Below are 24,065 nucleotides of genomic sequence, written 5' to 3'. Positions count from 1 at the left end.
TTACATTCTGACTGAGAGAGATGCCGCCACATACAGTATCCAAGTCAAACTATTTGATTCCAGCAAGTTAGATTCAGTGAGGCTAGATAAGAGTATAAATGTCATGTGTATAAGTGGCCAAATATCAAATGCTGTTTTACTACCACGCACCCAAGCAAATCCTTGCAGATAACTGCGCCAAAATCCTAAAAAGAATACTCCTAACCCTAAAAGACCCAAATCTAGGCAAAGAGCCAGATAGCCATTGTGGGGGTGGCTTGGCGTCCATCCAGCTGCAAGCCAAATATAAGCAGATTCGCCATTCCATCCTTGCCAGAATCCACCATAACCATAACCAAGCCAAGGATGTTTCCAAATCATATCAATTACTAATGGCCACAACTGTGTTCGACCAGTCAGTGTCGCATCTTTCCCAATTGCACTGAATAGGATATCAGCATCGTTAGACAACCAAAAATATAAACTTTGGCTGATAGTAGCTATCATTATTAAGGTTGGTACCATGAACTGGTATGCCCAGCGCCAAATTTGAAAAGCAAAAAATGCCAATATTAGAATTAATAGATTAATTAGAGATGAACCTGAAGACGCAAGCAGTAAAAGTAGTACTGATAAGCAAAACCCACCCCAAAAAAGCCAATTACGTCTTTGATGTTGATAACCAAGGATCAAAAAAGTCATACTACTCGTTACCATTCTTGCTCCTAGACCGTTTTTGTGCGTGAATACTCCACGCCACTTTGAGCCGCCCAAATCATGCTGTATCCCGTATTGAGGCAAGGCTATAGCAAAAACGCAACTAAGTATTATAATAATTGCAAAGTTCCAAGCAAGTAAATGTAACTGCTGTTTTAAGCTATATCGCGAAGCAAAATATAATCCAAATAAACTGGAATTAATGAGTGCAAAACTATTTTTTAATGTTGTTGATGGTTCAAAAGACCAAATAATAGAAACAGCTGACAATAAAATTAAAGAATAAAGCCAAAAGTCTTTACTAAGGAAATAAAGAGTTTTCTTCCAACGCAAAACTAGTAGTACTAAGGTAACTGCGTAGATGAAAGAATAAATAATCCGAATTAAAGAACTATCATATTCTACTAAATCAGTCTGTCCTGCTCCTCCTGACAGTACAACAACAAAAATTGCCCCTGAATACATCAGCAAGCTCACAATTGTGAATACCTGTTCAGCAAAAATTAGGATTTTCCTCATAATAAATTAACTAATATTTATCTTGCATATTCATTTTTTTATAATAGATTTGAGCTGTTTTAGCGGCAATATTTGACCAATTTAAATCTTCCTGACAACGAGCTAATACTGCAGTTTGCATACGTTGTTGCAAGTCGCGATCGCTTAACAAATAAATAATAGCATCAGCTAAAGATTGGACATCACAAGGTGGAACTAATAACCCATCTTTTTTATGCTGAATTATCTCACTTAATCCCCCTACTTCAGAGGCTACAACCAGTGTTCCCATCCCATAAGATAAGGCTGCCACACCACTTTGAGAGGCTTCTATATATGGTAGAACTGTTACCGTACTACGTTGAAATAGATTACTTACTTCTTCAAGGGGGATAAAATCATTGATAATTTCGTAGCGCTTTTCATCATAACCATTAGGGAAATATTGTTTAACGTTTTCTCCCCGTCCAGCGATAATCAGCTTGACTTCAGGTATACGTTCAGCAATTAAAGGCATAGCCTGAAGTAAATATTTCAATCCTTTGTATGGCCAGATGCGTCCAAAAAATAGCAATGTATTTGGCTCACGAGTCTGACTATTCTGACCCCTCCGACGCTGATACAAACTACCAAGTTCCCCATGTGGCAAAACATTGACTCGCTCTTGAGGTATACGAAATTGTTCAGTTATAATCTTTTTTAATTGATGAGTGTGGACTATCAATTGTTGGGAACGATAGAAGGCAATACGCCTGGTATACTCTGAACCGAATACAGTCATGCTATCTCCTGGGTGACGGAATACGTCGTGGATGGTTGTCACCAGTGGCGGCATTTTGTTGAGTAACAAAGTCCAATCATACCAAGGATCGTTAGTTTCTTGCACATGCAAAACATCCGGCTGTATGTCTTTGATAATACGCATCATTGCGTACATAGACAATAGGTTGCGCGGGTCGCGAATCCGTGGTTTTTTAAAGCTAATCACGCGGATACTGGGATCAAGAACATTGCTACAGACATCTGAGACTTTTTCCGGGTGAATTAGCGTTAAATCAACATGTTTAACCAGACTGTTTGCTAATTCAATAGTGTAATCTTCAAAACAAAAATGTAATAAAGCAACTTTAATCATAATCAAAATTATATCCTTCAGTTTATTTATTTCACCAGTTTTTAGGAGTTAATGATAAAAATTTATCGGAAAATAATTACTGCTATCCTAACAATTTGAACCATAAAAAACGAAACCCTCCAAAGGCACGAATACCAAAATAAATCCCAAATAAAGCATAGGCACAAGTTGCAATAATTAGAGTTAATATAAAGTCTAAGCTAAGTTTTTGTAATAATATTAATATCGGTAGCATTAAAATAGTTATTATTAATGGTCGGTGCATAATTCGCCATAAATTTAATGAAAATAGGCGAGTATAGGTGAAATAAATATACTGGACAAAACCAGCAATAGTCATTAATAATACCATTAAAGCTGCACCTACTAACTGATAGTGTAAAACTAATAGCACACCTCCCAAGCTCCCTAGTGTAGTGGTAATAACTACTTCACGTAGGTTCACTATCTCAAAACCATTGGCTACAAGTAAATAAGTCAGTGAGCGTGTAAACGGCAAAAAAACGAGTGATGCAGCGCTTATAAGGAGGGCTATATTTGCTTCAGCAAAGCTAGCATTATAGAGAAAAACTAGTAAATCTTTGCCAAACAATAAGATTCCAAGATATAAGGGCAATGCTATTATTAGTAGGATTTCGATAATATTTTCAGCTATCTGCCTCTGCTTGTCCCGTCCTTGCTCTAATGCCTTTGAAAGTCTTGGAAATATTGCTAAACCTATACTATTAGCAATAATCATGAAGGGTTGCAATAATTGTGTTATTCCGCCAAATAAACCTACTAAAAACTCATTGCCTAACAATGAAAGTATCAATATTTGAATTCTGCCACTAACTACAGCTATTGCTTCAATAGCAAAAAATGTCCGCGCACTTTTGATTGTATTAAAGACAAAAATCCTATCAATCTGCCATTCTATTTTTACTAACCGGGCGATAAAAATCCATTCAATTACCAAAATTAGTGTTTCTGAAACAACTAGAATTGCCCCCAAATATTCAATTCCATATTTTAATTGCATTGCCCAAATCATTATTATTAGGCGTAAAATATAGACTGGCACTGTCGCGATCGCAATCAGATGCATCTTTTCTTTAGCTTGAAAAATTGCCTCTGTGATATTAGAAAGCGCAAAGGGAATGATCGTTAAGCCCATTATGTAACAAACAATCGAGGTTTTGGAACTATAGGGAAGTAAAAATACTACAATCACCAATGCCGCATAACTGAAAAAACTAAATATTAACTGTAGACAAGTACCACTCATTAAATAGACTGGTGTTTTTTGTGGCTCACGAGCTAGTTCTCTAGTAAACAATGTTTTTAGTCCTTGTGAGGCAATGCCCACAAAGATAAAGTAGTAGCTATATGCTAGTAGATACTGCCCTAAAGCTTCAGCTCCTAAAGTCCGAGCAATCAAAGCGGTTAATACAAAGGCTGTAATACTTTGTGTTAACCGATTGAGTATCATTGAGAAGGAATTACTTATGAACTTGTACTTTTCTACCATTCTTATAATTCTTAATTCAGCTTAATTATTTCATTTTGTTTCGGATATATCCTTATAAATATAGATTTTTCTAGAACGTCCTCAAACCAAACAAGTAACTAATTACTCAGTAAAGTAGAAAAATCCAAATTTAATCCGCTATAAATTAAACTGAACACTGCAATAAATTAGTAAATTTTCTAATCATAGCTGTACTGCTATGGATTGTTGCTGTTAGTAAGCACCGTCTTTTTTCAAAACCACCATAACTGTTTTAAGGAGGATTTCAAAGTCTAACCCAAGCGACCAATTTTCGATATAGCTAATATCGAGATGAATCACTTGTTCAAAATCTAAAATATCTGAGCGACCTGAGACTTGCCAAAGACCTGTAATACCAGGTAAAATTTCATGTCGAATAAAATGATGTTCAGAGAACTTTTCAACATCTCTGGTAGGTAAAGGGCGAGGTCCTACTATACTCATTTCTCCAAGGATAACGTTAAAAAGTTGAGGTAATTCGTCTAAACTGTAACGACGGAGAAATTTTCCAACACGGGTAATGCGAGGATCATCTTTAATTTTAAAGATGATTCCATCTTTCGTTTCATTTAAAGCTTCTAATTCTTTCTGTAATTTTTCCGCGTCAGACCTCATGGTTCTGAATTTCCATACTTTAAACTGTTTACCATGTAAACCTATACGCGTTTGTCTGTAAAATACTGTGCCTGGAGAGTCAAGTTTTATGGCTATAGCTATACCTATATAAATAGGAAATGATAACATTACAAATAAAGTCGCAAAGCAAAAATCACAACTACGCTTTATCCAAAAATCTTTACCTGTAATTATCGGACAATCCAAACTCAGACAAGGCATTCCCCCTATTTTATTGAACTGTACGTTTTTATAAATTGGTTTTAATTCCATCGGTAAAATATGTACTTGTATCCCAGATGCTTGAAATAACCAGCACAAAAACATTCTATTTTTTAGCGCATCCCAAGATATAAAAACTTCTGTCACTCCTAATTGATTAAGCTGAGTTAAAGTTTGCTGACGTTTATATCTGTCTAATGAACTAGCATTCGCCGTTCCAGATACAATGTAGTGCTTTTCTTTTTTTAGAAAACTCGCAATCTGATCGTGATCTTGAGGGTCACAAATAATAAAAACAGAAGAACGAACTATTTTTTTCTGCTTGCGTAGATATTCAAGAGTAATATTTACAGCGTATCTACCAGTACAAATAAAAAATATACTTAGCAACCAAGGTAATAATATTAATTTTGGACGCGTGATATCAACAACTGGTTTATACAAAGAACTAACTAAAATGATTAATCCATGAGCAAAAGTTAGCGATTTGATAATATTGAAATAGTCATAGCGTTTTTGACCTTCTCGATAAATACCTTCAAGAGCCAGCGATCCTATTTGAATCCCAATAGCTGTTAAAATCGGTAAATAATGACTCGGTATATACCAAGTAAAATTTCCAGAAGTAGATTGATATACTGCTAAAACCCAAGCTAGAAATAAAAGAGTACAGTCTACTAAGAATAATGTTATTAATCTCAACCACCACGAACCCTTACGTACCGTGGCAAATGTCGATGCACGTAAATCCAAAGGCACTTCACTGAATTTATTTGTTGTAATACTTTGATTACTCATAATTAGTAATTAATTAGGAACACTTGGTGTAGCTGAAAAGTTGATTGATCGGAGCTTAATATACAATCCAGTTTGGATATCTCATATTTATATTTTTTTATTTACAAAAAAACCTGAACTTTCGAGTCTAGTCTCAACCATTTTCTTCGAAGTAACTTTAAGTTTTTCATTAAAAGCATCTTCCAACCTCGGTTTTAGTGCCTTTAATCCCGAAATATCTAGGTTTCATTGCACCCTATAATCAATCACATTTTAATCTATAAAACTTAATCGCAAAAAAAGGATTTCTTGGTGAATTTAAATTAGTATTTAAACAAAACTCCTGATGTTAATAATCAAGCAAGGAAGCAAAATAAAATAATATTATAATTTTTCAGGTGACTACTTACATGAACTGAATTAATTATGATGGATATCGCAGATATCATTCAAGAGTTTCGCTTCTTCGAGGTATATAATGATTGATATTACCTCAGAAATTACTCTAACATATTAATGTATGATTAATTCAGCTTTTGCTTATAAACTTATCTTAAGTCTATATGTTTATTTTACGCATAATTACTGATTAACAAAATCTACACATAATTTATAACAAAATGCATCAAAAATTTGATATTCGTAACAAAAGTTTACATAATCACATATTTTGTGGTTAAACTTGAGTCAGTTTCATGGGCATTTCTAAATGAAGTCTCAAAAGGGCAGTAACCTTAACGACGAGACTGTAGTTTGGACTAGAAGGCTAATGTTACACAAATGAAACTTGAAACCTACCTAGTTGGGTTTCATGAAGTTCACCTAAATTCTTCAAAAAAATAATATTATGACTTTACATGAATTTTATATAATTAGAGACAAAATAAAGATTTTGTAAAAAATCTTTTTCATTCAGTAGATTTTACTTAGATAGGATAATGTACTTTTATAATTGCGTGTAAGTGTTTGTGTTTATTGGCTAAACCAGAAATTTGATCTTTTGGATTCAATTGTAATTAAGAGTTTCATTTCAATCAATAAAACATAGGGTGAAAGTATGGTGACTAGCAAATTAGATATAATAAATCGATTGGGCAGGTTTTTAAACAGTAAAAAGTGGCGTTTGCTGACAAATTTGCGTCTCAACAATTTAAAAGTCAATAAAATTTTACGCTCCACAAATGATTCGGAAATAGGAAAAGCACAGACAGAAATAAACAATTTATCTTTATCAGAAAAAGATTATAGGGATTTTGTAAATTCAGATGTACTAAGTAAATATAATCAGTTTGATTATATCCATTCCAAGCCACTTGAATATCTGACGACAATGACTCTGTTAGATTTGAAAGAAGGTGATGAAATACTAGATGCTGCTGGTGGGGAAAAAGCTGAATATATAAAGGCTTTAATGGCAGTTTCGGACTTTAAATTGAATGCTTACTGTCAAGACTCTTTATTGGATGGAAAAGTCACAGATGGAATTAAGTACATTGGTGGTTCTATTGATGCGATCCCTCTCCCAGATGAATCTTTAGATGGAATTAGTTGCCATCACTCTTTTGAGCATTTCCGAGATGATTTGGATATTAAATTTATTAAAGAGGCAGTACGTTTATTGAAAGTGGGCAGGAAACTTGTCATTGCGCCCCTATTTTTAACTAACGAATATGCAGAAATCTGGAATAATAAACAGATTCAGAAGTCCAATCTTGACAAAGCAATCACAATTTTTGACAATACTGCAAGCTTTGCTGGATGGGGTGCATACGAAGGCTTTGCTAGAACTTATAGTCCTGTTGCATTTAAAACAAGAATTATTGATCATTTACCAAGCAACTGCCATGCAAAAATCTACAAAGTTATTGTAGATGGAAAACCTGTGCCAGACCTCCAAAAAAATTATCATCAACCTCTGCTCAATGCTGAAATGAAGGCACTGGTAATAGTCAAAAACTAAATAGCAACTTTTGAGTTTGGTAAGTGTTATAGCTGTTTGTAATTCCTTGGAGTCCAAACAATTAGTAGGGGCGCACAACATATCTGTGTGCTCCTAGTGTTGTATCATTGAAAATTGCTATATGTTAGTTATGTGAGAATTAATAGTATTCTGCTCATTTTCTAGAGATTGGGGGTTGTATTTTCACATATCTTTTAGTCATAAACCTTTAATTATTTACGTCCTCATAAAACTTTAATTATTTTATGCCCACTGAATTTACATATAGAAAATGCAGATAAATAGTCAAACATCAGAATATAAACAAAATATTACTTTAAATACCTTAACTCACATTATCGGCACTCAAGTTTTACAGGAATTGAATGATACCCAAGTAGTTCATCATCAGGATCTGTGCATTCATCAAATGTTTGAGATCCAAGTAGAGCGATCGCCCCAAGCAATTGCAGTAGTATGTGAAAATACACAACTTACTTATCAACAGTTAAACCAGCGGGCGAATCAACTAGCGCACCACCTACGTTCTTTAGGCGTTGGGCCAGAAGTACTTGTAGGTATATGCCTGGAGCGCTCCTTAGAGATGATTATAGGACTACTGGGCATTCTCAAAGCTGGAGGCGCTTATGTGCCTTTAGATCCAGCATATCCCTCAGAACGTTTAGCTTTCATCTTGGAAGACACCCAGACACCAGTATTGTTAACCCAAGAAAAACTGGTCAAGAACTTACCACCACATCAGGCACAAGTGGTTTGTCTGGACTTAGACTCGCAAGGGAATATCCAAAACAGTCAAGAAAATCCTGTAAATGAGATGACGGCTGATAACCTCATCTACGTAATCTACACATCTGGCTCTACAGGACAGCCAAAGGGTGTAATGATCCCTCACCGTGGCATCTGCAATCAACTCCACTGGAAGCAAACAACTTTTGGATTAACTCATGCAGACAAAGTTTTACTAACTATTTCTTTTAGCTTCGACCCCTCAGTGTGGCAGATATTCTGGCCATTGTGCTTTGGGGGCCAATTGTTTATGGCTCGCCCTGGTGGACATCAAGACACTGCCTACCTTGTGAAGGTGATTACTGAGCAGCAAATCACAGTTCTGGCTTTAGTACCTTCTATGCTGCGTGTCTTATTGGAAGAAAAGGGAATTGAGAATTGCCGATTCATCAGACATATTACCTGCGGTGGTGAAGCTTTACCTGGCGAACTTATAGAACGCTTCTTTGCGCAACTGAATTTGGACAATGTTCTACATAATTGTTATGGCCCAACAGAAGCTTCCATTGATACCACTTTCTGGAGTTGCCAACGCGGCACTAATTATGCTAATGCACCCATTGGTCGTCCGATTACCAATGCAGAGATTCACATCCTTGATGAAAATTTGCAGCCATTGCCTATTGGTGAATCAGGTGAACTGCACATTGGCGGTATTGGTCTAGCGCGAGGCTATCTTAACCGTCCAGAATTGACCACAGAGAAGTTTATTTTTAACCCTTTTAGCTCTGAACCTGGGGCACGACTTTACAAAACTGGAGATTTGGCACGTTATTTGAGCGATGGTAATATCGAGTTCCTTGGTCGGATTGACCACCAAGTTAAAATACGTGGCTTCCGAATTGAATTAGGAGAAATTGAAGCCATACTAGCTCAACATCCGGCACTGATGCAGACTCTCGTCATCGCCAGAGAGGATATGCCTGGGGACAAGCGACTCGTGGCATATATTGTTCCCAGTTCAGAGCAAATTCCTAGTCAAGCTGAATTGCGTCGCTTTTTAGAAACTCGGTTGCCTGAATACATGGTGCCTAGTTTCTTTGTATTTTTGGATACTCTACCATTAAATCCCAACGGTAAAATAGACCGCCACGCCTTACCTGCACCAGATACATCTGATATTAGCCTGTCAACTAACTTTGCTCCACCTCAGAATTCGACAGAAGAAGTCTTGGCTGGCATTTGGACGAAAGTTTTGCGTCTGGAACAAGTAGGTATCCATGACAATTTTTTTGAATTGGGAGGTCATTCACTGCTGGCCACTCAAGTGATGTCTAGAGTTCGCCAAGCTTTTCAAATAGAAATACCGTTGCAACTCTTATTTGAGAATCCGACGATCGCTACTTTAGCCCAAGCAATCGCCCAAAACCAAACTCCAGAAAATGCTCCCCAAAATCAGACTATTCCTCAAATAGCGAATCGGGAATCAGCCCCTTTATCCTTTGCCCAGCAGCGAGTCTGGTTTTTGGAGCAGTTGGAACCCAACAGCGCAGCATATATCGTCTCCAATGCACAGCGCTTAACGGGCAAGTTAAACCTGGGTATATTGCAACAGTCACTAGATGCGATCGTTGTCCATCATCAGGCATTACGAACCAACTTTATGACATCACTTGATGGTAGCCCCATACAAGTAATTGGCACGCCTCGGCCAGTAGAACTCAAAATCATTCAGGTAACAAAAGATCAAGTAGAATTTTTCCTCAATCAAGAGGTGCAACATCCCTTCAACTTAAAATCTGACTTGATGTTGCGAGCTACTTTGCTCCAAGTAGACGAACAGGAGCATATACTCTTGTTAATCATGCACCACATCGCCTCAGATGGCTGGTCAATCGCTATTCTCTGGCAGCAGTTAACAGCACTCTATGAAGCTTTTTTGAACAGTCAGCCTTCCCCCTTGACAAAATTGCCCATTCAGTATGCAGATTTTGCAGTATGGCAGCACCAATCGCTATCAGGTGATGTACTTTCCAGCCAAATTAACTATTGGAAAACCCAATTAGCAGGTGCTAATACTGTACTGGAATTGCCTACCGACCGACCACGACCACCAGTACAAACTTACCAAGGAGCAGCCCAATCTCTGATCCTACCGCAGACTTTGAGTGCATCACTCACAGAACTCTCGCATCAAGAGGGTGTCACTCTATTCATGACATTGCTGGCAGCCTTTGGGACAATACTGCACCGCTACACTGGGCAAGAAGATATTCTTATCGGTTCTCCCATTGCCGGACGTAACCGTTCTGAGATTGAAGAATTAATTGGATTTTTTATTAATACCGTTGTTTTACGGACTGATTTTACCGACAACCCCAGTTTTCGGTCAGTGCTAAATCGAGTCCGCCAGATGGCATTAGCTGCTTATGCCCATCAAGATATGCCCTTCGAGAAACTGGTAGAAGAACTGCAACCAGAGCGAGATACCAGTCGCAACCCACTGTTTCAAGTGTGGTTTAATATGCTCAACTTAAGGGACATTCAGCTGGAACTACCTGGAGTGGCTATAGAACCAGTATCGATCCTAGAAACAGCTTCTAAGTTTGACTTAACCCTTTACGTTACAGAACAAAATCAAGGAATCCAACTTGATTTAGTTTACAACACCGATCTGTTTACTTCAGAACGGATGATGGAAATGCTTCATCAATTCCATCACTTGCTGAATCAAATTGTTGCTGCTCCAGAGAGACAGATTAGTTTATATTCCCTGGTGACGCCAGAAGCGACACCTTTGCTGCCAGAGCCAAGGGCGGTTTTGCCAGAACCACGGTATGAGTTAACGACAACAATGTTTACCTCTTGGGTAAATCGTACTCCAGAACATTCATCACTTCGTCAAGGAATTCGTACTTGGAATTATGGGGAATTGGGCAAAATTGCTCAAACCTTAGCACAGGTTTTGTTATCTCACGGAGTAGAGCGGGGAGATGTCGTAGCCGTATATGGTACACGCAGCTTTGGGCTAATTACCAGTATGCTTGGCGTACTCTTGAGTGGCGGTGTGCTACTTACCCTCGATCCGAAACTTCCTAGCCAACGCCAGCGGCTGATGCTACAGGAAGCTAAAGCTAAATACATATTATATATTGATGGTCAGCGTCCAGAAGACGAAAATATATGGGAGTCTTTAACTAGTATCTGTGTCAACCCAGACACAGGAGAAGCTATAAATTCCCAAAAGAGAATTGAAGTAGTAAATCTACCTGAAATCGCTGCTGACGATGCAGCTTATATTTTCTTTACTTCCGGCACTACTGGTGTACCGAAAGGGGTGCTAGGGTCTCATAAAGGATTGGCGCATTTTCTCAACTGGCAGCGACAGACCTTTGAAATTAATCAGCAAGACCGCGTTGCCCAATTAACTGGTCTTTCTTTTGATGTCGTTCTGAGAGATATTTTCTTACCTTTAACTAGCGGTGCAACCTTGTGTTTACCGGAAGAAGAGGATAACTTAGAACCGACGAGAATTCTGCATTATTTGGAAAAGGAGCAGATTTCTGTACTTCATACAGTTCCTTCACTGGCGCAATTATGGTTAGCGAATGTGCCGTCAGGAGTCTCTTTACGTAACTTACGCTGGTTGTTCTTGGCTGGAGAACCTCTGAAAGAAACCCTTGTACTTCGGTGGCGGGATGCTTTTCCCGAATCAGGTGAAATAGTTAATCTCTACGGCCCGACAGAGACAACTTTGGCAAAGTGTTATTACCAAGTACCTGTTGAGTGTACACCAGGCGTACAGCCAGTAGGATTGCCGCTGCCTCAAACTCAAGCACTGGTTTTCACACCAAATCACCAGCCGTGCGGTATCGGTGAACCGGGCGAGATTGTAATCCGCACTCCATTTTGCAGTTTGGGTTACATCAATGCCCAGCAAGAAAACGGTTCTCGATTTGCCAAGAATCCTTTTCGGAACGATCGCCAGGATTGGCTTTATTATACAGGCGATCGCGGATGCTATTGTCCAGATGGCTCTCTAGAAATTCTCGGTCGCCAAGATCATCAAGTCAAGATCCGAGGCATACGCATTGAGCCAGGGGAAATTGAAACGGTGTTAGCCCAACATTCAGATGTACTCCAGACTGTAGTCATTGCCCGTGAAGATGTTCCTGGAGATCAACGTTTGGTGGCTTACATTATACCGAATCAAGACTCAGCAATTGCGATTACTGATATCCGTAGCTTCCTCTCGACAAAATTGCCACAGTACATGCTACCTTCGGCTTTTGTCGTGCTGGACACCATACCCTTAACCCCCAACGGTAAGGTAGACCGTCGCGCTTTACCAGCACCAGACTTATCAAGGCAAGAAGCAGAAGCCAGCTTTGTTGCTCCCCGCAATCAAGTGGAACACCAGTTAACACAGATTTGGGAACAAATTTTAGGTGTCCAGCCTATTGGTGTTAGGGATAACTTCTTCGAGCTAGGAGGACATTCTATCCTAGCAGTAAAACTGTTTTGGCAAATTGAAAAGACATTTAATAAAAACCTACCTCTTGCCATTCTTTTCCAGTCAGGGACTGTAGAGGCTCTAGCCAAAATAATCTGCCAAGAAGAAGATTTAACAAAAAACTCGGCTTTAGTAAATACCTTAGACCAATCAAAATCTTGGTCATCCTTAGTAGAAATTCAATCCAACGGCTCCAAGCCACCTTTCTTCTGTATTCATGGACTGGGTGGAGAAGTCTTATGTTTCCGTGAATTGGCATTGCATCTGGGGATAGAACAACCATTTTACGGATTACAACCACGGGGATTAGATGGAAAACACCCTCTCTATACCCGCATTGAAGATATGGCAGCGCACTACATTCAAGAAATTCAGACCCTTCAACCTCATGGCCCTTATTTTCTCGGAGGTTATTCCTTTGGGGGTACAGTTGTCTTCGAGATGGCTCGGCAACTCCATGAGCAAGGCGAACAAGTTGGTATTTTAGTTTTGCTTGATAGTTGTCGTATAGGTTATAGCTGGCAGGCACCATTTCTCAAGCGAGTTTTTTTGCATTTAAATAATATTGTTCAACAAGGACCTAACTACCTTTGGCAAAAGGTTGTGAGATGGAGTTATTGGCGTAAGCAAGAACTGCAAAATACATATAACCGTTACTTGGAAGACGTACTTAATGTACCTGAAACTGACAAGCATTTAAAGGTTATAGATACTAACACTCAAGCCCTCAGTGACTATACTTTTTCACCTTACCTTGGTCGAGCTATTCTTTTGCGGACAGAGGATAAAAATCGGGACGAAGCTATAGGCATAGAATACGATCCTCAATTTGGCTGGGGCGACTTAGTGGTTGGAGGATTAGATATCCATTACATTCCCGGATCTCACCTGAACATACTTAATGAACCCCATGTACAAGTGTTAGCTGAAAAATTGAGAAATTGCTTAACTCAGGCGCAGTCTCAGACGCGATGAATCGCGTCTCTACAAATGGTTTATTTGTCGCACTCTTTTTTTAAATTGGTCTAAACTTGAGAGAATAATCGAAAAATTCTTGCTAGTGGTAACTAGGGTGAGATAATTATTCTGTGGAACTGGAATATTGGTAGGTAAAAATCCAATAACCAAAAGACCTGACCGATTTAAGAATGCGATGAATATTGCTAGTGTCACAGATTGAACAGAGGGAATGATTGTGGCACTAAAAGCTGGAATGACTATCGTTTTTAGATTTTAAGTTGGTAAGCAATCTACAATCCACTGATGCTATATAGAAGATTTGGACGCACAGAATTACAGATGCCAGTGTTTTCCTGCGGTGGCATGAGATATCAGTTCAAATGGGAGGATGTTCCTAATCATGAAATTCCTGCTGATAACCAGGCAAATCTGGAAGCGACTATTAGAAGGGCGGTCGAGGTTGGGATTAATCATATTGAAACTGCCCGTGGTTATGGTACTTCTGAAATGCAATTGGGGAGAATATTGCCCAAGTTTACCCGCGAAAAGTTGATTGTTCAGACCAAAATCAATCCAAAGGCAGATGCGAAAGAATTTCGGGAGACATTTGAACAATCCTTGCAAAATCTCCAGCTAGATTATGTTGACCTTTTAGGGTTGCACGGCATTAATGATCCTGAATCGTTAGATAACAGCATCCGTCCTGGCGGCTGTTTGGAAGTAGCACAGCAGTTGCGAGCAGAGGGAAAAGTTAGATTTATTGGCTTTTCCACACACGGCTCGACAGATATGATTGTGCAGACAATTAATACCAATCAATTTGATTACGTGAACCTGCACTGGTACTACATTAATCAATGGAATTGGGCGGCAATCGAAGCAGCTAAACGCCACGATATGGGAGTGTTTATTATTAGCCCTTCTAATAAAGGAGGTTTGTTGTATAAACCTCCACAAAAATTAGTCAATCTTTGCGCCCCATTGAGTCCAATGGTGTTTAATGATTTGTTTTGTTTGAGTCATCAAGAGGTACATACCCTGAGCTTGGGAGCAGCAAAACCACAAGATTTTGATGAACACCTGAAGACTTTAGAATTAATAAATCGGGCATCAGAAATTTTGCCACCAATTTTAGTACGGTTGGAATCAGAAGCGATCGCTACTTTGGGAAAAGATTGGGTACAATCCTGGGAAACAAATTTACCAACCTTTGACGAAACTCCTGGTGAGGTAAATATTCGGGTGATTTTGTGGCTGCGGAATTTAGCGATCGCCTACGATTTAGTAGACTATGCCAAAATGCGCTACAACCTACTTGGCAATGGCGGGCACTGGTTTCCCGGCAACCAAGCCGAGCGGCTAGACGAATTAGACTTGCGGCAATGTCTCGCCCGTAATCCCTACGCCGATAAAATCCCCCAACTTCTAGAACAAGCTCATCATTTGTTGGCAGGTGAAGCGGTCAAACGTCTATCTCGTACTTGATAAATTGCAATAAATAGGGCATTATACCAATTCGCAATTCGCAATGACGCTCGCGGACTCGCTAACGCTGCGCTAACGCAATTCGCAATTAATAAATTCAGATGGTGTCTGGGTTTCAAGGTTTTAATCTGTTGCCGGATTTTAGAGAATTGGTATTAGACCTCTTGCAAAAGTTCCCTAACACCCCACCCCCAACCCCTCCCCGCAGGCGAGGAGGGGAGAATTTGATATAAGTCAAAGGCGGGGTGGGGTTCTTTTTTTGATTTATGCAAGAAGTCTAATAATTATCAATGCCCAATGCCCAATGCCCAATGCCCAATGCCCAATCCCCAATCCTAATCAGATTTTTTCGTATCTGCTGATTTAACTGCCTTCGGTACAACTAGCACTTTATCAACGCGATTACCATCCATATCCATCACTTCAATTCGCATACTTTGCCATTCAAAATGATCTGCTGCGGCAGGAATACGACCTAAATGGGTGATCACAAAACCGCCTAATGTTTGATAACTGCCGCGTTCCTCAGATTCCCACTCTTCCATACCAAAAAGTTCCAAAAACTCCTCTACAGGCAACATCCCATCCAAGAGCCAGGAACCATCTTCGCGTTGTACAGCTTGTGGTTGATCCTGTCCATCCATTGAAGGAACGTCACCCACGATTTCACTCATGATGTCGTTGAGAGTGACTAATCCTTGAATTACGCCGTATTCATCCACTACCAGCGCCATGTGAGTGATAGTTTGCTTGAATAATTCCAAAACTTTCAAGCCACGGGTGCTTTCTGGCACAAATACAGGCTGTCGCAATCCGATCGTTAAATCTAGTGGTTCCCCTCGGAAACTCCTGGCTAATAAGTCGGTGACAGGGATAACACCCAGCACATTGTCAAGTCCCCCCTGACAAACTGGATACCGAGAATAGGCACTATCAACCATTTTTTGGCGATTTTCTTCGGCAGAGTCGTCTAAGTCTAGCCAAACAATATCAGGACGGGGTGTCATTAAGTAACTGACAGGGCGATCGCCTAAACGAAAGACTCGCTCTACCATATCCTGTTCAGCTTCCTCAAAGGTTCCTGCTTCAGTGCCTTGCTCAATTAAAATTTTAATTTCTTCTTCGGTGACTTGCGGCTCAGTAGAAGCTGTAATTCCCAGTACTCGCAGGATCAAATCTGTAGAAGCACTTAAGAGATATACCATTGGCGAAGCGATCGCCGATAAGGCACGCATTGGAATAGCTACAGTCGATGCAATTCTTTCTGGATTGTTTAATGCCAGACGCTTTGGTACTAATTCGCCAATAATCAGTGACAAATAGGTAATGATCAAAACCACTATTCCAAAAGATATCGGTTCACTATAAGGTGCTAACAAAGGTACAAGTCGCACATAGACTGCCAGTCGGTTGGCAATTGTTGCTCCTCCAAAAGCACCAGTTAGGATACCGATCAGGGAAATACCCACTTGAACGGTTGACAGAAAATGATTTGGAGACTCCGCTAATTTCAATGCTGCCATTGCCTTGGCATCTCCTTGATTAGCAAGCTGCTGTAGTCTAACTTTCCGTGCCGAGACAATCGCCATCTCAGACATAGAAAACACGCCATTGGCAATAATTAGCACCAAAATGATTAAAATTTCAAAAGTGATGGAGGACATGTTTAAAATTGCCGCTTATCAGAGCAAACGTAGCTCAATCCCTAGTATCTAGTATTAAAGGTGCTTCGATAAATACTTTGACTATATACAAAGTAGTAGTTATAGTTCTTAAGTTTATAAGTCACTGTGCATTATTCTTCCAGTGAAGGAATAAGAAAGCTGTTAACACTTTTAAAATAGTTGACATAAACTGCCTTAAGATTTGCTGACCCACAAAGACTCCCATCGCTAGTAGTACTTATGTCATTTTCTTCTATTGTGCGTGCCTTAGCGCGATCGCCGCTCACCACTGAATTTATTTCTAAGCTGAATCGACAACAAGAATTGCGGTTAAATGGCATTCCCAGGCTGCCCAAGACTCTAGTGGCTTCGGCATTAGCGCAGTCTCAGGGCAAGGATTTGTTTGTGGTTTGCGCCACTCTGGAAGAAGCTGGACGCGTTTACGCACAACTGGAGGCAATGGGATGGCAAACAGTACATTTTTACCCCACCTCCGAGGCTTCTCCCTACGAACCTTTTGACCCGGAAACTGAAATGAGTTGGGGGCAAATGCAGGTATTGGCAGATTTACTCAACATTCAAGAGTCATTGGTCATTAGTCATTTGTCATTAGAAACAAACCAAGGACAAAGGACAAATGACATAGACGCGCCAGCGGCTTCCCGCAGGGTAGGACAAAGGACAAATATGGCGATTGTGGCTACCCAAGGGGCGCTGCAACCTCATTTGCCTCCACCAGCAGCTTTTGGGCAATTCTGTCTTACCCTGAAAAAAGGGATGGAACTAGACCTAAATAGCTTCAGTGAGAAAATAACTATTTTGGGGTACGAAAGAGTTCCTTTGGTGGAAATGGAAGGGCAATGGAGTCGGCGGGGCGATATTGTTGATGTGTTCGCGGTTTCTTCTGAGTTTCCAGTCAGGTTGGAATGGTTTGGCGATGAAATCGAGCAAATGCGGGAATTTGACCCAGCAACCCAACGTTCCGCCCTCGACAAAGTTGACCAGTTAATTCTTACCCCCACTAGCTTCACTCCCATCGTGATGGCTGCACTGAAAAATAGTCCTGAGTTCCGAGTGCTGAGTGCTGAGTTAAATTCTGACTCAGCACTCAGCACTCAGCACTCATCACTGATTGAAGGTAGTCGTCGCTTTTTGGGGTTGGCTTTCGAGCAACCAGCGTCCCTGCTAAACTATTTATCAGAAAATACCCTGATTGCCATTGATGAGCCAGAACAGTGTCATGCTCATAGCGATCGCTGGGTAGAAAATGCCCAGGAACAATGGGGAATGGGGAATAGGGAATGGGGAGTAGGGGATGAAGAATCTAGCCCCACTCCCCACTCCCTACTCCCTACTCCCTTAGCAATACCGAAAATCCACCGTTCGTTTGATGAGTGTTTGGCTGATGTTGCCAGGTTTAAAACCTTATATTTATCGGAACTGTCAGAGGAAAATGATGGGATTAATCTTGCTAGCCGACCTGTTCCAGTCACGCCGCACCAGTTTGCAAAACTAGCTGAAACCATCCGCCAAGAACGCGATCGCAATTTCTCGATCTGGCTGCTTTCTGCTCAACCTTCGCGTTCTGTCTCGCTGTTGCAAGAACATGACTGTCCGGCTCAGTTTATCCCGAATCCCCGCGACTACCAAGCGATAGATAAACTGCAAATCAACCATACTCCTATAGCCTTAAAATATTCTGGTCTTGCAGAACTAGAAGGTTTTATCCTGCCTACGTACCGATTGGTAATCGTTACAGATCGGGAATTTTTTGGGCAGCATTCTTTGGCGACTCCCGGCTATATCCGCAAGCGCCACAAAGCTACTTCTAAGCAAGTTGATCCCAATAAGCTGCGTCCAGGCGATTATGTGGTTCACAGAAATCATGGTGTTGGTAAATTTGTCAAGCTGGAAAGTTTGACGATTAATAATGAAACCCGTGATTATTTGGTAGTGCAGTATGCTGATGGGTTACTCAGAGTCGCAGCCGATCAAGTAGGTGCTTTATCCCGGTTCCGCGCCGGAGGTGATAAAGCACCGGAACTCAATCGGATGACCGGCAAAGCTTGGGAAAATACCAAGAATAAAGTCCGCAAAGCGATTAAAAAATTGGCGGTGGACTTGTTGAAACTGTATGCAGCGCGATCGCAACAACAAGGTTTTAGCTTTCCAGGTGATATGCCTTGGCAGGAAGAATTAGAAGATTCTTTCCCCTACCAACCCACAACGGATCAGCTCAAAGCTGTCCAAGATGTAAAACGCGACATGGAAAGCGATCGCCCAATGGATCGCTTAGTTTGTGGCGATGTCGGTTTCGGAAAGACGGAAGTGGCGATTCGTGCTGTTTTTAAAGCAGTCACCGCCGGTAAACAAGTGGCACTCCTTGCGCCGACGACTATTTTAACACAGCAGCATTACCATACACTCAAAGAACGTTTTGCTCCTTACCCTGTAAATGTCGGTTTACTCAACCGCTTTCGTTCTGCTGAAGAACGCCGTGATATTCAAAAGCGATTGGCAACGGGTGAATTAGATGTAGTAGTTGGTACACACCAACTTTTAGGTAAAGGTGTGTCATTCCGCGATTTAGGACTGTTGGTAGTAGATGAAGAACAGCGGTTTGGGGTAAACCAGAAAGAGAAAATTAAAAGCCTGAAAACTCAGGTTGATGTGCTTACCCTCTCCGCCACACCCATTCCCCGAACTTTGTATATGTCTTTGTCGGGAATTCGGGAAATGAGTTTGATTACCACACCACCCCCAACCAGACGCCCGATAAAAACCCATTTGTCACCAATTAATACCGAAAGTATCCGCACTGCAATTCGTCAAGAATTAGACAGAGGTGGACAGGTTTTTTATGTAGTTCCACGAGTGGACGGAATCGAAGAGACAACAGCAAATTTGCGAGAAGTGATACCGGGAGCTAGATTTGCGATCGCTCACGGTCAAATGGATGAAAGTGAGTTAGAATCAACCATGCTCACCTTCAGCAATGGTGATGCAGATATCCTCGTTTGTACAACAATTATTGAATCTGGCTTAGATATTCCGCGAGTCAACACCATTTTGATTGAAGATGCTCACCGCTTTGGATTGGCACAGCTGTATCAATTACGCGGTCGTGTGGGACGTGCAGGTATCCAAGCTCATGCTTGGTTATTTTATCCGAAGCAACGGGCATTATCTGATGCGGCACGGCAACGTTTACGAGCGATTCAGGAATTTACTCAGCTAGGTTCTGGGTATCAGCTAGCAATGCGCGACATGGAAATCAGGGGTGTGGGTAACTTGCTTGGTGCAGAACAATCCGGTCAAATGGATGCCATCGGCTTCGATTTATACATGGAAATGCTGGAAGAAGCAATTCGGGAAATCCGAGGACAAGAAATTCCGAAAGTGGAGGATACCCAGATTGACCTCAACCTGACGGCATTTATCCCAGCAGATTACATTATGGATTTGGATCAAAAGATGAGTGCATACCGGGCGGTGGCGACAGCTAAATCTAAATCAGAATTAAAACAGATTGCAGCTGAGTGGAGCGATCGCTATGGTACTTTACCAGTGTCGGCAAATCAACTTTTGCGAGTTATGGAACTCAAACAGCTAGCGAAAAAACTCGGATTTAGCCGGATTAAACCAGAAAACAAGCAGCACGTTGTTTTAGAAACGCCGATGGAAGAACCCGCTTGGAATTTATTAGCGGCGAATTTACCAGAAAATCTCAAAACGCGCTTTGTGTATTCGCCTGGTAAAGTGACAGTGCGCGGTTTAGGAGTTTTTAAAGCAGATCAACAATTGCAGAATTTAATTGATGCTTTCGGGAGAATGCAAGGTGCGATTCCAGAGGCGGTTGGTGTTTGATAAGACGAGTAATATTAGAGTAAAATAAGGTGTTCAAAACATAGACAATAACGAGTAGTTAAAAAGAGTAGAGACATGGAAACTACAACTAAAAGGCAAGCGTTAATCAAGGCTATTAATGAACAATTAGAACTGGCTTATGACGATACCTTACAAGATATTCTATCACTGTTAAAAATCCGTAAGCAGGAAGACGAGTTGGACGAAAGAGATTTTGAAGAGGGATTAAAAGATATCGTAGAAAATGGCACTTTAACTTGGTCAGAACATCAGCAAAAAACTGCATGAGCTACTAAGTAGAAATTTCCAAAAGTGCATCTAAACAACTCAAAAAGTTACCTATAGATATTCAGGAAAGGCTAGAAAGCAAAATTCAACAATTAGCTCTCGATCCTCGCCCTGATGGTGTGGGAAAATTAAAAAATGGTGAAAATCGTTATCGCATCAGAGTAGGCGATAGTTCCCACCCCTTTGGGGATGCAGATAGACCTATACAGGATATGTCGCACAGTAGCAGATGTTGATCATCATCAGGATTTACTCAATTTAAGTAATAGACCAACACTCAAGGCAGCTAAACTAGCAAATCCAAAGGTAGGTTCGGGAATAGATTTTGCAACTACAAATGGTTGAGTTTCAGAAGAGGAAATATAGTTGGCAAGAAAAGGCTTGCCAATATAATTAAGATAAGGTAAGCCAACAACATTAGCAGTATACTCATCTAAATTTTCAGAAGTTGAGAAAGCTAATTTAGAATTACTAGAGTTAAATCCAAAAGAACTTAAACTAGATACACCCAACCATTTCTCTTGAGGAACTTTGGAGTTTCCAGAAAATATCAAATCAAACCTATTTAACTCACTTGTGTAAATCAACCCATCATTATTTTGATCCACAGCAGAAAATGAACCAGACAAGATACCTCCCCCTTCCCAACCTGATTGTGTAAAGGTATAGTCCAGAGATGCAGCTTGCACTTGGTTAACTGAGCTTCCTAGCAAGCTGAAAATACTAAGAGTAATTGGAAATGCTATTTTTGAGAACCATCTCATAGTTTTATGCCAGAGAATTGTTGAAAAATTTTTGATATTGAAAGAGAGAAAGTACTTGCTCAAAACTAGCTATACTACTTGTTCTAATCGAACTAGCTGATTATTTAATGCCATCAAGCTAACTGTCTAAGAATCAGTGCCAACTCTGAGCTAATAACATTATTAAAACTAGCTTTTACTCACCTAAAGGCGCTCCTTCACGACGTGGGTCAGCACCACTAACTAGCCCCTGATTAGTTAGTACAATTCCCGTGGAACCACTGGTTAGTTGGATAACGCTGACTGTATGGCCCTTGGCTTCTAAAGCAGGTTTCAGGTTGGCAGCATCTGTATCTGCTTCTAGTTCAGTTGGCCCATTACGACTACCAAAATTTGGCAAAGCTAGCGCTTGCTGAATGTCTAATCCCCAGTCCAGATGCCCTACTATTGCCTTAGCGACATAATTAATAATTTGCGGCCCACCAGCTGAACCAATTACCATTACTAGCTTGCCATTGCGATCAAAGACCATCATGGGAGCCATTGAGCTTCTTGGGCGTTTCTTGGCTTCTATGCGATTAGCAACGGGCTTTCCTTCTGATATCGGCGAAAAAGAGAAATCTGTCAGTTGGTTGTTAAGTAAAAAGCCTCGTACCATTAATCTTGAGCCAAAGGCATCTTCAATGCTAGTAGTCATTGAAATAGCGTTACCTGCCGCATCGACAATTGAAACATGACTAGTAGATGGCAAATCCTTAGATTGATCTTTACCCCAGCGACGTGCTTGCTGTAACAATGGATTGCCTGGTTGGGCTTGACCGATTGAACGTTCAAGATTGATTCTCGCTGCCCGTAACTTTAGGTAGTTAGGGTTAATTAATTCTTTGACTGGTACTGAAACAAAATCTGTGTCAGCTATGTATAAATTTCTGTCAGCATAAGCTAAACGTCCAGCTTCAGAAAATAAATGGACTGCTTCTAAAGAAGCTGGCTTTAAAGCTGCCAGATTAAATTGTTGAAGAATACCTAGAATTTGCAGTACGGTTAAACCACCAGAACTTGGAGGCCCCATGCCGCAAACTTTGTAAATTCGATAAGTGCCACAAACTGGCTCTCGCAGTTTAGCTTGATATTGCACTAGATCAGTGGTGGTTAAGTCGCCTGGTACTGCTGCTTGCCTCACCGTAGCTACTACATCTTTAGCAATATTTCCTTGATAAAAGGCATTAGCGCCTCCTTTGGCAATCTGACGCAATACCTCGGCCAGAGATTTATTGACTAATCTTGTACCAATTGGCTTGGGTGTACCATCGGGTTGATAGAAATAGCTCTTAGCTGGCTCGTTGCGAGATAGATATAGATCCTTACTTAGCAGAGTGTACAAACGTGGTGAAAGTGGAAAACCTTGTTCAGAAAGTTGGATAGCTCCTTGAAACAGTTGAGACCAAGGTAACTTGCCATATTTTTTGTGTGCCAACTCTAGCATTCGTAACACCCCAGGCACACCTACAGATTTACCTCCGACAACAGCATCATAAAACTGTAATGGTTTGCCATTGCCATCGAGAAAGCGATCTGGTTTAGCCGCAGCCGGTGCAGTTTCTCGACCATCATAAGTAAGCAACTTCTTCGTTTTGGCATCGTAGTAAACAAGGAAAGCACCACCACCAATACCTGAAGATTGCGGCTCTACCAACGTCAATACCATTTGGACTGCAATAGCAGCATCTATTGCACTACCTCCACGACGTAAAACATCGCGTCCGGCTGCTGATGCTAGTGGATTTGCAGCTACTACTACATACTTATTTGTGCGAACAGCTTCACGCTCAACTCGACCACTCCCAGCCTCTGGTGGAGGAGGGTTGTCGGCTTTGCCTATGGTAATTGGCAAGAGGGTAGCACTGAGTGTGAGGGGGAGCAAACAAGTACTTAACGCAAACTTAGATGCTGTAGTCAACGCAACTCTCCGAATTTAAATATTTGATTTATCGTCAATTCTGGAATTACAAAAAAACCCCATCGAAACTCTAGTAATATTAAGAGTCTTGCTTGTCGATTTCTTGTTTACTTCACAGATTAGCTTACAAGACATCAACTTACAGTATATTAAGATGCTAGTCAACTATTTATCACTTTTAAAAATTTTGATTGTGTATGTATTGAAAACAAAGCGATCGCTACCCACACCACCTGTAAAGATATCTTTGCCAGTAAGCTGTTCCACATCTAATTTGCATAAAATCTAAATTAGATAAACTCGTCTATCTACTGCTAAGTAAGTCTGCTTTAAAAAACCAACCTATGTGACGAAATATAAAATCAGGAAACAGCTTAGAAATTGGTCATTCCACAGTTTTTATAAAACTAAACATACATGCGTTT

General features: G+C 40.5%; 12 protein-coding genes. 5 read left to right on the top strand and 7 right to left on the bottom strand.

Annotated elements, in window-relative coordinates; genetic code table 11:
• The 4 genes from RMY63_RS08310 to RMY63_RS08295 form a co-directional block, all read right to left on the bottom strand.
• Entirely contained in the window at window positions 1–1,029 is a 1,029-nt protein-coding gene (locus RMY63_RS08310) for an O-antigen ligase family protein (protein WP_322728251.1), read from the bottom strand.
• Between the two features lie 196 nt (window positions 1,030–1,225).
• A complete protein-coding gene (locus RMY63_RS08305) occupies window positions 1,226–2,329 on the bottom strand; it encodes a glycosyltransferase family 4 protein (protein WP_322728250.1) in 1,104 nt (367 codons plus the stop codon).
• A gap of 82 nt (window positions 2,330–2,411) precedes the next feature.
• The gene (locus tag RMY63_RS08300) at window positions 2,412–3,839 is read right to left on the bottom strand and encodes an oligosaccharide flippase family protein (RefSeq protein WP_322728249.1); all 1,428 of its coding nucleotides are present in this window, start codon (window positions 3,837–3,839) and stop codon (window positions 2,412–2,414) included.
• 213 nt (window positions 3,840–4,052) lie between these two features.
• Complete coding sequence (locus RMY63_RS08295) at window positions 4,053–5,495, bottom strand: sugar transferase (protein WP_322728248.1); 1,443 nt, start codon at window positions 5,493–5,495, stop codon at window positions 4,053–4,055.
• A gap of 1,036 nt (window positions 5,496–6,531) precedes the next feature.
• On the opposite strand from RMY63_RS08295, the gene RMY63_RS08290 reads away from it, so the two are divergent.
• The 3 genes from RMY63_RS08290 to RMY63_RS08280 all read left to right on the top strand — a co-directional run bounded on the left by RMY63_RS08290 (window position 6,532) and on the right by RMY63_RS08280 (window position 15,118).
• Window positions 6,532–7,434: a methyltransferase domain-containing protein gene (locus RMY63_RS08290; protein WP_322728247.1), complete on the top strand. Its 903-nt coding sequence runs from the start codon at window positions 6,532–6,534 to the stop codon at window positions 7,432–7,434.
• Window positions 7,435–7,705: 271 nt separating this feature from the next.
• Window positions 7,706–13,648 carry a non-ribosomal peptide synthetase gene (locus tag RMY63_RS08285; protein ID WP_322728246.1) on the top strand — a complete coding sequence of 1,981 codons (5,943 nt, stop codon included), beginning with the start codon at window positions 7,706–7,708 and terminating at the stop codon, window positions 13,646–13,648.
• Between the two features lie 288 nt (window positions 13,649–13,936).
• Window positions 13,937–15,118, top strand: coding sequence for an aldo/keto reductase (locus tag RMY63_RS08280; RefSeq protein WP_322728245.1), 1,182 nt, complete (start codon window positions 13,937–13,939; stop codon window positions 15,116–15,118).
• Window positions 15,119–15,453: 335 nt separating this feature from the next.
• Here the strand turns inward: RMY63_RS08280 and RMY63_RS08275 are convergent, their stop codons facing one another.
• On the bottom strand, window positions 15,454–16,782 hold the full coding sequence (locus RMY63_RS08275; protein ID WP_322728244.1) for a hemolysin family protein: 1,329 nt from the start codon (window positions 16,780–16,782) through the stop codon (window positions 15,454–15,456).
• Between the two features lie 240 nt (window positions 16,783–17,022).
• On the opposite strand from RMY63_RS08275, the gene mfd reads away from it, so the two are divergent.
• Window positions 17,023–20,649 (top strand): transcription-repair coupling factor, encoded by a 3,627-nt coding sequence (gene mfd / locus RMY63_RS08270; protein WP_322728243.1) that lies wholly within the window; start codon window positions 17,023–17,025, stop codon window positions 20,647–20,649.
• A 75-nt stretch (window positions 20,650–20,724) separates the two neighbouring features.
• Window positions 20,725–20,937 carry a hypothetical protein gene (locus RMY63_RS08265; protein WP_322728242.1) on the top strand — a complete coding sequence of 71 codons (213 nt, stop codon included), beginning with the start codon at window positions 20,725–20,727 and terminating at the stop codon, window positions 20,935–20,937.
• Between the two features lie 242 nt (window positions 20,938–21,179).
• On the opposite strand, the gene RMY63_RS08260 is transcribed toward RMY63_RS08265, so the two are convergent.
• Complete coding sequence (locus RMY63_RS08260) at window positions 21,180–21,701, bottom strand: hypothetical protein (protein WP_322728241.1); 522 nt, start codon at window positions 21,699–21,701, stop codon at window positions 21,180–21,182.
• A gap of 175 nt (window positions 21,702–21,876) precedes the next feature.
• Window positions 21,877–23,640 carry a gamma-glutamyltransferase gene (gene ggt / locus RMY63_RS08255; protein ID WP_322728240.1) on the bottom strand — a complete coding sequence of 588 codons (1,764 nt, stop codon included), beginning with the start codon at window positions 23,638–23,640 and terminating at the stop codon, window positions 21,877–21,879.
• Window positions 23,641–24,065: the final 425 nt, after the last annotated feature.

Origin of the sequence: Nostoc sp. ChiQUE01b (assembly GCF_034531255.1) — a bacterium.
Lineage (GTDB): Bacteria > Cyanobacteriota > Cyanobacteriia > Cyanobacteriales > Nostocaceae > Nostoc.
Note: the sequence above shows the minus strand (reverse complement) of the source record. Positions and strands in the feature narration are given on the sequence as shown.